The organism is Brevibacterium sp. BDJS002, assembly GCF_028201555.1.
GTDB lineage: Bacteria > Actinomycetota > Actinomycetes > Actinomycetales > Brevibacteriaceae > Brevibacterium > Brevibacterium aurantiacum.
Genome location: NZ_CP116392.1, coordinates 470,823 through 484,139, shown reverse-complemented (window position 1 = coordinate 484,139; position 13,317 = coordinate 470,823). Strand labels below are relative to the sequence as shown.

The window sequence follows — 13,317 nt, the reverse complement described above, 5'->3', positions numbered from 1 at the left end:
TCGGTGGTGCGGTACTTCGGTGGTGCGGTGCTTCGGTGGTGCTGCTTGTGTCGCCGAGGTTGTGGTTGGTGTTGAGATGACCGGTGTGCCGGCGCGGATCAACAGTGCAAACCCCGTGAAAACACTGTCGACCCGCGCCGAGTACTATGTGACCGGTCCACCGGCAGAGCCGGTGCCTGTCATCCGATGACCGCGATGGTCACCGCGGGCTCAGCTGAACTGAGCGGATTCGGTCGAACCGGCCAGAGCTGTCGTCGAGGACTCTGGGTTCAGCGCGGTCGAGACCAGGTCGAAGTATCCGGTTCCGACCTCACGCTGGTGCTTGGTTGCGGTGTAGCCGCGGTCCTCGGCAGCGAACTCGCGTTCCTGCAGCTCGACGTACGAGGTCATCTGGTTGCGGGCGTAGCCGTGAGCCAGATCGAACATCGAGTAGTTGAGCGCGTGGAAGCCGGCCAGGGTGATGAACTGGAACTTGTAGCCCATGGCTCCCAGCTCACGCTGGAACTTCGCGATGGTGGCATCGTCGAGGTGCTTGCGCCAGTTGAACGACGGCGAGCAGTTGTAGGCCAGCATCTGGTCCGGGTACTCCGCGTGGATGGCGTCCGCGAACTTCTTGGCAGCTTCGAGGTCCGGTGTGGAGGTCTCCATCCACAGCATGTCCGCGTAGGGAGCGAAGGACAGTCCGCGGGCGATGCCTGCTTCGATGCCGTTCGTGATCTTGTAGAAGCCTTCGGAGGTGCGCTCACCGGTGACGAAGCGCTGATCGCGCTCGTCGATGTCCGAGGTCATCAGCGTTGCCGCTTCTGCGTCGGTACGGGCGATGACGAGGCTGGGCACGTTCTCGACGTCGGCTGCGAGGCGAGCCGCGTTGAGGGTGCGGATGTGCTGCGAGGTCGGAACGAGAACCTTGCCGCCGAGGTGGCCGCACTTCTTCTCAGAACCGAGCTGATCTTCGAAGTGCACACCGGCTGCGCCGGAGGAGATCATCGAGCGCATGAGCTCGTAGACGTTGATCGAACCGCCGAAGCCTGCTTCTGCGTCGGCCACGATCGGTGCGAACCAGTCGTCGACGTTCTTCTTGCCTTCCGAGGTCTCGATCTGGTCGGCGCGCATCAGAGCGTTGTTGATGCGACGCACGACCTGCGGCACCGAGTTGGCCGGGTAGATCGACTGATCAGGGTAGGTCTGTCCGGCATTGTTCGCATCGGCGGCGACCTGCCAGCCGGAAAGGTAGATGGCGTTGAGGCCGGCCTTGACCTGCTCCACTGCCTGGTTGCCGGTCAGCGCACCGAGTGCGTTGACGTAGTCGCCGGACTTGATGTCGGTGGAGGCCACCTGGTTCCAGAGGCGCTCGGCACCGTGGCGAGCCAGCGTGTGCTCTTCGATCAGCGAACCGCGCAGTTTGACGACATCCTCGGGCTCGTAGTCACGAGCAACTCCCGACCAGCGGGCATTGGTGGCCCAATCGCGGCGGATGGCCTCAGCATCGTGCAAGTTGCTCTGCGTGGTGTTCTCAGTCATTCTCATTCACTCCTCGTCGTTCGGGGTTGGTGAGATCAGTCTGCCGTGACCGCAAGGGGCCCGACAGACATTTCTCCGATGAATAATCGGCAGTTTTCCGGTTTTAGAAATTCCGGCGTTCTGTCATACTGATTTTCAGCGCATGTGAACCACGCCACGATGACGATTGGAGCCGCAATGACAAGCAACGAGACCGATCTGAGGGATGCAGAAGCAGAAGCGGATACCCTGAGCATCGGCAGAAGAATTCGGTTTTTTCGCAAACAGCGCGGACTGACCCTCACCGAGCTGGGCGAGAAGGTGGGGCGTGCAGCCTCCCAGATCTCGACGATTGAGAACGGCAAGCGAGAAACTTCTGTCACCCTGCTCAGTGCCATCGCGAAGGCCCTGCACACCGAGGTCGCCGAGCTCATCGATCCCACGCCCATCGATGGCAGACAGGCTCTCGAGCTTGAAGCCGAACGCAACCAGGCCTCCCCCATGTACTCCTCGCTGGGTCTGCCGCAGGTGCGGATCAAATCGCTGCCCCACGATGCGCTCGAAGCGATCGTGGGTCTGCAGAGGCAGCTGGGCCAGGTTCTCGAACGTCGGGCCGCGACACCGGAAGAGGCCCGTCGGGCCAACCGGGAGCTGCGCGAGAGGATGCGCGAGAAGAACAACTACTTCGCCGACCTGGAGGCCCAGGCCGCGGAGCTGCTGCGCTTAGCCGACTACGAGTCCGGCACCGTGTCACAGCGGCAGACGGCGATGATCGCGGAGAAGCTGGGATTCAGCCTCCACTATGTCTCTGACCTGCCGAATTCGACCCGGTCGATCTCCGATACCGCGAACAACCGTCTCTACCTGCCCAACGCCGATGCCGCCGCGGATCCGCGCTCCCATCTCCTCACCAGCCTCGCCGCCCACGTTCTCGGCCATGATTCCCCGAAGGACTTCAGCGAGTTCCTCCAGCAGCGGGTCGAGGCGAACTATCTGGCCGCGGCGGTGCTGCTGCCGCAGAGCGCTGCCGTGCCGATGCTCGTGGAGGAGAAGCGCAAGCGTGAGATCTCGGTCGAGCACCTGCGCGATATGTTCGGAGTCAGCTACGAGATGGCCGCCCACCGGTTCACGAACCTGGCCACCGAGCATCTGGGACTGCCCGTGCACTTCATGAAGGTCCATCGCTCGGGCACGATCCACAAGGCGTACTCGAATGACGGTCTGCCGTATCCGACCGACCCGCTCGGCGCCATCGAAGGGCAGTTCGCGTGCAAACGGTTCACCTCGCGCACGGTATTCCGGGTCGCCGACAGGTTCAGCCCGTACTACCAGTACACGGACACCCCGGAGGGGTCGTTCTGGTGCACCGCACGCGTGCTCCCCGGCGGTGACTTCGCCATCAGCGTGGGCGTTCCGTTCGCCCACGTGAAGTGGTTCGAAGGACGAGAATCACCGATCCGGTCGAAGTCGGCCTGCCCGGATCCCGCCTGCTGCCGGCAGGCGCCGGAGGACCTCGCCGAGAAGTGGGAGAACCAGGCGCTGCCCTCGGCGCAGATGCACGCATCCCTGCTCGCGGCTGTGCCCCCGGGCGCTGTCCCAGGCGTCGACGACACCGAGGTCTACGAGTTCCTCGAACGCCACTCCGGCTGAGTCGTACGTCTCAGTCGTCCGCGTCGGCAGGCCCGTCGAAGACCTGGTTCGCGATGCGTTCGGCCGTCGCCAGCGCCGAGGTGGCCCCTGACTTCGGGAGGCTTCTGACCATGGTGAGCCTGCCGCGCGTGGTCACCCGCAGCTCGTCCACGAGTGTGCCCTCGGCGTCGATGGCCTGTGCGCGGATACCGCGGGAGTCTGCCCGGACGGCCGAGGCGTCGATGGCCGGAACGAACTTCCGGATCTCCTCGACGAAGGCGGAGGTGCTCACGGCCGATTTAGCTCCACGGGCGGCGGTCTTCGCTGTCTGTGCGGCGAACTTCCAGAACCCCTTGAAGCCGACCGTCGATCCCATATCGCCGAGGTCGAAGCCGTGCTTGTCATAGCGTTCGCGCCCCAGGGACACGATGGTGTTCGGCCCCAGGACCAGTCCGTCGTTGATGCCCCTGACCACGGACCTCTCGGAGAACGGGGAACTCGGATCGGGAACCGTGCTGATGATGCCCCGGACCACCTCGGCGGGGGCGTCGACGGCGTAGTAGTCGCTGGTGAACGGGACGATGCGGGGGTCGTCGTCGAAGCCGGAGGCCACCGCCAGCCGGTCGGCTTGGAGGCCGGCGCAGACGATGACGAGGTCGAACACCTCCGTGCCCTCGGCACGATCCGGACGATCACGCTCGCGGGCAGCCGGGCGATCGCGCTCATGGGGAGCCGGACGTTCTCGCCCCGAAGCGGGATTGGTGAACCGGTCGCTGATGTTGCCGATCGTGTCTTCGACCTGTTTGAACCAGTCCTGAGAGCCGAAGCGGCTGCGCAGCTCATCGCGGAAGTCAATGACCGGTCCGGTGGTGTTGTCCCCGCGATACGTTCGCGGAGCCTCGTGCACCTGATCGTCGATATCGCTGCGTTCAGAAGACTCGTCGCGGCTTGAAGATTCGTCACGGCCTTCGGAATCGCTACTGCCGGCGGCATCGTCGCCACCAGCATCGCCATCGTCTTCCACCCCGTCGTGTGACTCCGGTGCTGCCGCGCGCATGCGCAGGCGCACCTCGTTGCTCATCACATCGAAGCCGGTGACCTCTGTGCTGAGGCGGAACGTGCCGCCGGCCGCGCTGACATCGGAGGCGAGCGCCTCTGTCAGAGCCGTGAAGTCGGTGACGGCCGTGTGCGGTGCGTACAGTGCGAGGACGCCCCTGGCGTTAGGTTCGATCTCCCGCATCTCCTTGCGGTCAAGCAGTCGGACTCCCGGGATCGAGTTCGCTTCGGCCCGGGCGAGGATCTCCTCGAGCCGGTCGGCCTCGTCCGTGTTCTGTGCAACGAGCAGCTGACCGCACTCGCGGTAGGGGATGCCGCGTTCGGACACGAACGGGACCAACAGCTCCACACCTCGGTGGGCGAGCTTCGCCTCCGGCGATCCCGGCTGCGCGGCGAGGGCGGGATCCACGACACCCGAGGTGTGCCCGCTCTGATGTGCGGCCACGCGTTCGGCCTTGTCGAAGACGGTGACTTCGGCGTCCGGGAACCGGCTGGTGATCTCGCGGGCGAGCGCCACTCCGACGATTCCGGCACCGACCACGGCCACTCGTGAAATACTCATACAGCAATCTTGGCACCGATCGCGGAGAAGGAGAAGGATGTCGACGGCCCTGAACTGGACTGGCAAGGACGCTGCCTTCGCACTCGGTCGACGGCTGATCTCCACGGATGCTTCCGGCCACCTCGGCGAGGGTCCGCACTTTCTTCGCGAGGGTGACACCTACGTGCCCACGATCGATGAGAACATGCTCGTCGTCGGGGACAATCTGCCGGCGCTGACCAGGCTGCTGGCCACGCATCGGGGGCGGATCAAGGTCGTCTACATCGATCCGCCCTACAACACGGGCAATGCGCTGGCGTATAAGGATCACGGGCACGATCACGCGAGCTGGCTGAACTTCATGACGCCGCGGCTGATGCTCGCACGCGAACTCATGCGCGAGGACGGTGTGATCTTCATTCACCTCGACGATGGTGAGAGTGCCTGGGCGCAGCTGCTGGGGCACGAGATCTTCGGCGAAGATAATTCGCTGGGCACCCTGATCCATCAGCGTGCGAAGGGCGGAGGCAACTCCCCCTCCTTCGTCCGCGGTCACGACTACGTCCATGTGTGGGCCAAAGTCGCTGATCAGGCGGGTGCGTTCCTGACCGAGAAGAAGGCACCGGCGAAGCTGGAGATCATCGACGGCAAACGCATGCTCGTCGAGACCGATGTGCTGCGCGCCGGCTTCGGCCGCTACGCCCGTGGCCAGGAACGTCGGCTCATGTACGAGGACATCCTCGAGGTCAAGGGCCCAAAGAAGCTCGCCGAGGTGGATGCGAAGCTGGGCACGGGCGAATATGTTCTGCGTCCCTGGGGTCCTGCGGGCAAGCATGCCGTGGTGCGGGTGACGCCGGCAGAGAAGGCGAGCTCCAAGCTCTACTCGATCATCAAGGCCCTGGGCGGACAGAACGATCTCGAGGATCTCGGGCTGGGTGGGATCTTCAGCTATCCGAAGCCCGTCGAACTGGTCAAGACACTTGTGGCCTCACAGACCTTCTTCGACCCCGGGGCGATCGTCCTCGACTTCTTCGCCGGCTCTGGCACAACTGCGCAGGCGGTGATGGCGGCTAACGAACGCGATGCAGGCTCACGCACGTTCATCCTCATCCAGACCCCGGAACCGCTGCAGACGAAGAACGCGCGCAGCCTGGTCGGCGCGGACTCCGAGGACGGTTTCCCCGAGATCAGCCGGCTCACAGCGGAGCGGATCCGACGTGCTGCGAAACGCCACGACCCCGAGCTTCACTTCACCGAAATCGCGGTGGCCGAGCAGTGAATTCTCGCCAGCACACTTGAGTCTTCCCCGGTGGCGGTGTAGGAATACATCAAGGCTGATCTGTCGGCGCTGATCCGTCGGCAATGATTTCGAGAAGAGTGATCTTGTGCCCACCTACGTCTACCGATGCACGACCTGCGGCGACACCGAACAGGACTTTCCGATGAGCCGGAAACCCGAATCCGTCACGTGCCCCGACTGCCACGGCACTGCCGATTCCGCGTTCACCTCACCCCACCTCGGCGCCGGTTCCGGTACTGCCTTCGGCGTCATCGACACGACGAAGAAGACCGCGGACGAACTGACCCGGTGAGAACTTCAGCGGAGATCCAGAATCGGATCGTAGGCTGAAGACCGACCGGCCATTGCCACTGGTTGCCGGTCGAAACCACAGCTCGACGTCGATCCCAGTCTCCGGACTCGCCTCGGCGTCACGAACCCTCTTCTTTAGGAGCGTCTATGTCAGTCGTCGCCATCAACACCCTCACCGTTCCCGAAGCTGCACGCGGCGAACTCGAGAAGCGCTTCGCTGCGCGCAAGCACTCCGTCGACGGTTCACCCGGCTTCGAAGGCTTCCAGCTGCTGCGTCCGGTCTCCGGCGGTGACCAGTACTTCGTCTACACCCAGTGGGCCACACGCGAAGACTTCGAGAACTGGCGCCAAGGCCGCAAGCCTTCACACGAGACCAGCGGCAAAGAACCGGTCTCGGAACAGGCCAACCTCCTCGAGTTCGAGGTCGTCGACCTCGGCGAGTGACGACCGCCGTCGACGAGGGCATCGGATCGCGCTAGCTGTCGTTGTCCTTGTCGAGTTCGCTGAAGGTCTCCACGTTCCGCGGGGTGCCGGCGATGAGGATCTCATCGTTGGCATAGAGCGTGACGTCACGGTCGGCGATGTCCCATGAGCCGCCGCCATCGCGTTTGAAGGCGACGATCGTGACGCCGTATTCCGTGCGCAGACCCAGCGATGCCAGCGGAACGTCGGCGACTCGCACCGGCGGTGTGGTTCTGGCAAGGACGAAATCCTCGTCGATGGGCAGGAAGTCCGAGATGTGTCCCTTGATGAGGTGGGCCAGGCGTCGACCCATGTCGTTCTCCGGGCTGACCACATTCTTGACCCCCAACTGATGCAGGATCTCGGCGTGGGGTTCGGTGATGGCCTTGGCCCAGATGTGCTGATTGCCCAATTTCAGGATGCGTGAGGTGATGAGGATGCTCGCTTCGAGGTCGCTGCCCACAGCGATGACGACCCGGTCGACTTCCTCGATGCCGATCTGGCGCAGGACCGTCTCATCGGTGGCATCACCGCGGGAGACGTAGGTCAGCACCTCGGCGTAGTCCGACACAACCTCCTCGGAGATATCGATGCCGATGACCTCGACCCCGTGCTTGACGAGCTCCCTCGCCAGGGATCCTCCGAAGCGGCCCAGGCCGATCACGGCCACCGCTCCATGTCGGGCGGCAGGTTTCGGATTTCCGGCGAAGAACACCGCGGGCCGAGACAACCATGACTTCTCATTCATTTCGACGTCCTCTCTGGGCTGTCAACGGTACTGTCATCCATCAGCCGATCAGCGGCCTTTCCTTCGGCAGTTCGAATCGTTGCGGGCGCACTCGCAGTGCCAGCACCGAGGCGATTGTCACGGGGCCGAGTCGCCCCAGGGCCATCGTGATGATGATGACCACCTGACTGAGTCCCGACAGATCTGTCGTGATCCCCGTCGACAGCCCGACGGTGCCGAAGCCTGAGATGACCTCGAAGAGGATCCGATCGAGGCCAAGCGACGGAGCATCGAGCATGATGATCATGGTTGCGGCAACGATGAGAGTCAGGGCCAACACGATGACTGTCGTCGCCTGCCTGTGCACGGACCGGGACACTCGCCGTCCGAGCAGGTTCACTGCTCGACCGCCGGTGAACTCTGTCCAGGTCATGGCCCCGAGCACGAGGACGGTCGTGATCTTCACACCACCGGCGGTACCGGCGGGTCCGCCTCCGATGAACATCAGGATGTCCAGTCCCAGCCAGGTCGCGGGATGCATCTGCGAGATGTCGACCGAGTTGAACCCGGCCGTGCGGGTGATCGTGGACTGGAATGCCGAGGCCTGGATCTTGCCCCAGGCGTCGAGAGTCCCCATGGTGTTCGGGTTGTTCCATTCGATCATCGCGATGTAGATCGTCCCGCCCACGAGCAGCACCGGTGTCATGACGACGACGGCTCGGGTGGTCAGACTCCAGGTCAACGGTGACCGGTAGCGTCTGGCCAATTCGATGACCACGGGATACCCGAGGCCGCCGAGGATGACGGCGCAGCTGATCGGGCCGCAGATGAATGGGTCCGCCACGAAGTCCATGAGGTTGTTGCTGCGCAGACCGAAGCCGGCGTTGTTGAAGGCTGAGACCGCGTGGAAGACCGCGTTCCATATTGCAGCACCCAGCGGTTCGTCGTAGAAGAGGCGCAGGCGCAGGAAGAGTGCCACAGCGACGACGAGCTCTGCCCCCACGGCAAGCGCGACGATGCGCCGCACCATGGGTCCGATTCCTCCGATCGTTGAGCTCCTGGTCTCCGTGGCCACGGACTGGCGAAGCCTCAGACCCGCCTTGCCCGCCACCACGATCGCCAGGAGAGCGGTGAAGAGGAGGACGCCGAGGCCGCCGATCTGAATGAGGACGAGGATGACCGCCTGACCGAAGAAGGTGAAATCTCCTCCGGTGTCGAGAACCGCCAATCCGGTCACACTCAGCGCCGAGGTGGCGGTGAAGAGTCCCGACAGCAGCGAGATGCCGCCCGGTGCCACCGTAGCGGCAGGCGTCATCAGCAGTCCCGTACCGATCACGAGGGCTGTGAGGTATCCGATCACCACACGGGTGATGGCATCACGATGAGTGCTGTGCACAGCGAGAAATCTAGCACCAAGACACCCACCGAAACCGTGGCACGGCAAACTCACAGCACGTGTTCTCGCCGTTTCACATGCGCTGGATGAAAGCCGACTTGCGCTGCGCAATGGCACCCGCGTCCGTTTCGGAGCTGACGTTGAGATTACCGGCCGGAAACTCTCAGAATCCTGCTACTGTGCACAACAGCACAGTAGGTTGAAGAGAGGGATGCGATGTCGCAACAGCAGCAGACAGAGGTCGATGACCGAGGCCACGGTTTCGTCAAGGCGCTTGGCTCAGTCGATGCACTATTCATCGGATTCGGGGCGATGATCGGCTTCGGCTGGGTCGTCCTCACCGGAGAATGGCTCAGCGGTGCCGGCACCCTGGGTGCGATTCTCGCATTCGTCGTCGGCGGCATCATCATGTGCTTCGTCGGCACGGTCTATTCCGAGATGGTCGCGGCCATGCCGCACGCTGGAGGTGAGCACAACTATCTCATCCGGGCGATGGGTCCCAAGGTCTCGCTCTTCGGGTCCTGGGCGATCACCGGCGGCTACATCAGCGTTGTCATGTTCGAAGCAGTTGCTGTGCCGAAGACCGCCCTGTATCTGTTCCCCAACCTCGAACACATCAAGCTGTGGACCATCGCCGGCTTCGACGTCTACCTAACTTGGGCGCTCGTCGGCACGGTCACCGCGATCATCATCTCCTGGATCAACATCCGCGGCGTCAAGCTTGCCTCACTGGTGCAGACGTTCGTCGTCTCATTCCTCATCATCGTCGCCTTCCTCCTTCTGGCCGGTGGCCTCGTCGGAGGTGAAGCTGCCAACACCGAACCTCTCTTCACGGGTGGCGGCGCAGGCTTCATCGCCGTGGTCGCTGTCGTGCCGTTCCTGTTCGTCGGCTTCGACGTGATCCCGCAGTCGGCGGAGGAGATCAAGCTTCCACCGGCAAAGATCGGGAAGCTCGTCGTTGCTTCAGTCTTCATGGCGATCGCGTTCTACATCATCATCATCTGGATGACCTCGTTGGCGATGCCGGCCTCGGAACTGGCCACCCATGACCTCGTCACGGCCGACGCGTTGGCGGCGATGTTCAATTCCGCCTTCTGGGGCAAGCTCGTCATCGCCGGTGGGCTCGCCGGCATCATCACCTCGTGGAACGCATTCCTCATGGGCTCGTCCCGCCTGATGTGGGCCATGGCCGTGGCTGGCATGATCCCTGCCTGGTTCGGCAAGCTGCACCCCAAGTACCGCACCCCCGTCAACTCGATCATCTTCATCGGAATCCTCTCGGCCTTGGCCCCGTTCCTCGGCTCGGCCGCTCTGGGGTGGATCGTCGACGCGGGTTCACCGGCGATCGTCATCGCCTACTTCCTCGTCAGCGTCGGGTTCATCATTCTGCGCAAGCGCGAACCTGCGATGGACCGTCCTCTGCGCATCGGCGGCAAGGGCAATGGCGGCATGATCATCGGCATCATCTCGGCCGTGCTCACCTTGGCGCTCTTCATCCTCTATCTGCCCATCACCCCGTACTCCGCGCAGCTGGCGTGGCAGTCGTGGGCGATGTTCGGACTCTGGCTCGCCGTCGGCATCGTCTTCATGTTCCGTCTGCCCACCGGCGTCAAGGCAGGACCCAATGCGGAGAACGAACTGCTCGCGAAGGTGAAGTCACTGCGCAAGAAGTGACCCGCTGAGGGGCCACCGCGGTGAGGAGCAGCCTGAGACACAGAGACTGATCCGCGGAGGCTGAACCGCAGTGCAGAACGGTTCCAGTTTTATGAGAGTGCGGCCATCGGAGACAACTCCGGTGGCCGCACTTCTTTGCGCGATCGCCGGCGGGCTACCCCTCACCACAAGCAGCAAATCACCCCGCCGCACATGTATGAATTGGCACTTCCGGTGCCTCGAGTGAAACCAGCGGTTGCTATTGGCGCGGGGAGGAATTGGAGTTGCGGGTGTCAGGCAGAGGCGAGCGCGGCCACCGGCATATCGCACAGTGACCGCGCTCGGATCAGGGGAACGCAATCTCGAGGCAGAGACCGCTCGCTAGACAGTCACTCACCGCCGCGGATCAGACGGCGGCGTCGAGGCCCCGGCCCTTGAGCAGTTCGCGCTGGTTGGGATTGACGCTCGAACGGAACGGCATCTCCACCACCTCGGCGCGGACGGGCTCTCCCGGGTTGTCGGCGAAAGGCTCGGGCAGGTGCACCCAGTACTCTGTGCCCAACGCCGTGGCTCCAACCGGCACATGGGCCATCGCGATATTGGCCTCAAGCTCCGGCGAATACCACGGTGAGGTCACATAGCCGACCGACTCACCATCTGCACTGGCGCTGACCAGCCAGAAGTCCGGCGCGTAGTCCGTGATCGGTTTGCCGCCGACCAGAAGCCCCACGAGCTGCGTCTTGAACGGTGGAGTTCCGGCAGCGATCTGCTCACGAACAGCTTCGAGCTTGGCCTTGCCGACGTAGTCGGCCTCCTTCTTCCGCGGCACCTGGTAGCTCAGGTTCACCTGGAACGGGTAGGTCTCGAAGTCCATGTCCTGGCCCCACGAGAGGATTCCCGCGGCGATCCTGCGGTGATGGCTGGGGGCAACGACCTTGAGGTTGTAGGGAATGCCGGCGGCAAGCACCGCGTTCCACATGTCCTCGGCGTACTTCGTCGAGTCCTTGAGGTAGATCTCGTAGCCTTTCTCCCCCGTGAACCCGGTCTGGGAGATGATGACGTCGTGCCCGCCGACCTGGGCTTCCATAAGTCCGTAGCTGGGCAGCGTGCGTCCCTCTTCACCGACGAGGTCGGCGATGACGTCGACGGACTTCGGTCCCTGAACCTGCACCGGCGAGACGTCGATCTCGGCGATGGTGACGTCGAATCCCTTGCCGACGTTGACGCCCTGCAGCCAGAGCATGAGATCAGTGTCGGAGAGGCTGAACCAAAATTCGTCGATCGCCACTCGCAGCAGGATCGGGTCGTTGAGGATGCCTCCGGCTTCGTTGCACAGGATCACATAGCGCGCTCGCATGACGGGGATCTTGGTCGCGTCGCGGGTGATGACATAGTTCACGAACGCCTCGGCGTCGGGGCCCTTGACCTGAATCTGACGTTCGACGGCGACGTTCCACAAGGTCACGTCGTTGACGAGGGACTGGTACTCGACCATCATCCCGCCGTCGTCGCGGGGCACATAGCCGCGTGGGTGATACATCCGGTTGTAGATCGAGGCCCGCCAGCAGCCTTCCTGCATGGACAGCTCCCAGTACGGTGACTTTCGCACCCGGGTGTCGATGAGCATCTCGACCGGCGTGGGGCCTGATTGGCGTAGGTTGATGGGGACTAGTCTGTCGCTTTGGTCCACTGATGGAACGTTGTTGTCCATGATGTTCCCTGCCTCAAACAGTTCTATAATATGGAACTGGATTCCCATATTATGGGTACAATTAGTGTAGGATCGAAGTATCGGCGGACGCAAGGGTTTCCGAAGAGAATCATCATTCGTCGACCACTTCCCAGGAGCCTCTCAAGGGAGCCGAGGATGTCACAGGAAGTTCTGGCCTCACTGCTGAAGTCCGCGCGGTACGAAATCCTTCCCACCGCGGGCGTGGTCGACCGTGTCCACGAATATGTCGTACCCGGCCGCGTGATCACCGTGACCGCCTCGACCGGCCTGACTCTCGAGGCGACTCTGTCCACGGCAGAACAGCTGCAGGCGCTCGGCTTCACTGCCGTCCCCCACATCGCGGCACGGATGGTCCAAGGCAGAACCGAACTCGAGGAGATCGTCGACCGCCTGACGCAGGCCGGCATTGATCGGATCTTCGTCCCGGCCGGCGACGCCACCCCGCCTGCAGGTGGCTATGCGGGTGCACTCGATCTCATCATCGACCTCGCGAGCATGGCGGCACCGATCCAGCACCTCGGCGTCGGTGCCTATCCGGAGACCCACCCGCTCATCCCCGACGATGTCACCGTCCAAGCGATGTGGGACAAGCGCGACTACGCCACCCACCTCGTGTCGAACCTGTGCTTCGACCCCGGAACCATCGCCACCTGGCTGGCCAGGGTGCGAGCGCGAGGCATCGACCTGCCGCTCATCCTCGGCATCGCAGGCAAGGTAGAACTGGCGAAGCTGGCCCGAGTCGCAACGAAGATCGGGGTCGGCGAATCGACGCGGTTCCTGCGCAAGAACACCGTCACATTCACCAAGATGGCCAAACCCGGCGGCTACAACCCCCGGAAGTTCCTCGACAAGCTCGCTCCCGTCCTGGACAACCCGAGCATGGGCGTGGCCGGGCTGCATATCTACACGTTCAATCAGATCAAAGACACGGAGATCTGGCGGCGCAGGCAGCTTGCGGCTCTTGGACACAACGACGAGGTCCCAAGGCCCTCCTGAGGAGGTAGGTACGGGCCCGGCCCGCGAGACCATG

Annotated in this window: 11 protein-coding genes; 6 read left to right on the top strand and 5 right to left on the bottom strand. The window is 63.2% G+C overall.

Features of this window, described 5'->3' with window-relative positions:
- Positions 1-210: 210 nt before the first annotated feature.
- Positions 211-1,521, bottom strand: coding sequence for an isocitrate lyase (gene aceA / locus PGC08_RS02225; protein WP_069599346.1), 1,311 nt, complete (start codon positions 1,519-1,521; stop codon positions 211-213).
- 177 nt (positions 1,522-1,698) lie between these two features.
- Here aceA and PGC08_RS02220 point away from each other — a divergent pair, with 177 nt between their 5' ends.
- Positions 1,699-3,150 (top strand): XRE family transcriptional regulator, encoded by a 1,452-nt coding sequence (locus tag PGC08_RS02220; RefSeq protein WP_271709416.1) that lies wholly within the window; start codon positions 1,699-1,701, stop codon positions 3,148-3,150.
- 10 nt (positions 3,151-3,160) lie between these two features.
- Here the strand turns inward: PGC08_RS02220 and PGC08_RS02215 are convergent, their stop codons facing one another.
- Positions 3,161-4,747 (bottom strand): FAD-dependent oxidoreductase, encoded by a 1,587-nt coding sequence (locus PGC08_RS02215; protein WP_271709415.1) that lies wholly within the window; start codon positions 4,745-4,747, stop codon positions 3,161-3,163.
- Positions 4,748-4,784: 37 nt separating this feature from the next.
- Here PGC08_RS02215 and PGC08_RS02210 point away from each other — a divergent pair, with 37 nt between their 5' ends.
- The 3 genes from PGC08_RS02210 (at position 4,785) to PGC08_RS02200 (ending at position 6,761) form a co-directional block, all read left to right on the top strand.
- Complete coding sequence (locus PGC08_RS02210; protein ID WP_009883447.1) at positions 4,785-6,005, top strand: site-specific DNA-methyltransferase; 1,221 nt, start codon at positions 4,785-4,787, stop codon at positions 6,003-6,005.
- 106 nt (positions 6,006-6,111) lie between these two features.
- Positions 6,112-6,318: an FmdB family zinc ribbon protein gene (locus PGC08_RS02205; protein WP_009883448.1), complete on the top strand. Its 207-nt coding sequence runs from the start codon at positions 6,112-6,114 to the stop codon at positions 6,316-6,318.
- Positions 6,319-6,464: 146 nt separating this feature from the next.
- Entirely contained in the window at positions 6,465-6,761 is a 297-nt protein-coding gene (locus PGC08_RS02200) for an antibiotic biosynthesis monooxygenase family protein (RefSeq protein ID WP_009883449.1), read from the top strand.
- Positions 6,762-6,792: 31 nt separating this feature from the next.
- Here the strand turns inward: PGC08_RS02200 and PGC08_RS02195 are convergent, their stop codons facing one another.
- A complete protein-coding gene (locus tag PGC08_RS02195; protein ID WP_009883450.1) occupies positions 6,793-7,527 on the bottom strand; it encodes a potassium channel family protein in 735 nt (244 codons plus the stop codon).
- Positions 7,528-7,567: 40 nt separating this feature from the next.
- Complete coding sequence (locus PGC08_RS02190; protein ID WP_271709414.1) at positions 7,568-8,902, bottom strand: TrkH family potassium uptake protein; 1,335 nt, start codon at positions 8,900-8,902, stop codon at positions 7,568-7,570.
- A gap of 216 nt (positions 8,903-9,118) precedes the next feature.
- Here PGC08_RS02190 and PGC08_RS02185 point away from each other — a divergent pair, with 216 nt between their 5' ends.
- Positions 9,119-10,576 carry an APC family permease gene (locus tag PGC08_RS02185; RefSeq protein WP_271709413.1) on the top strand — a complete coding sequence of 486 codons (1,458 nt, stop codon included), beginning with the start codon at positions 9,119-9,121 and terminating at the stop codon, positions 10,574-10,576.
- A gap of 385 nt (positions 10,577-10,961) precedes the next feature.
- Here the strand turns inward: PGC08_RS02185 and PGC08_RS02180 are convergent, their stop codons facing one another.
- Entirely contained in the window at positions 10,962-12,266 is a 1,305-nt protein-coding gene (locus PGC08_RS02180) for an aminomethyltransferase family protein (protein WP_271709412.1), read from the bottom strand.
- A 156-nt stretch (positions 12,267-12,422) separates the two neighbouring features.
- Between PGC08_RS02180 and PGC08_RS02175 the strand changes: the two genes are divergently transcribed.
- On the top strand, positions 12,423-13,283 hold the full coding sequence (locus PGC08_RS02175; protein ID WP_271709411.1) for a methylenetetrahydrofolate reductase: 861 nt from the start codon (positions 12,423-12,425) through the stop codon (positions 13,281-13,283).
- Positions 13,284-13,317 lie beyond the last annotated feature (34 nt).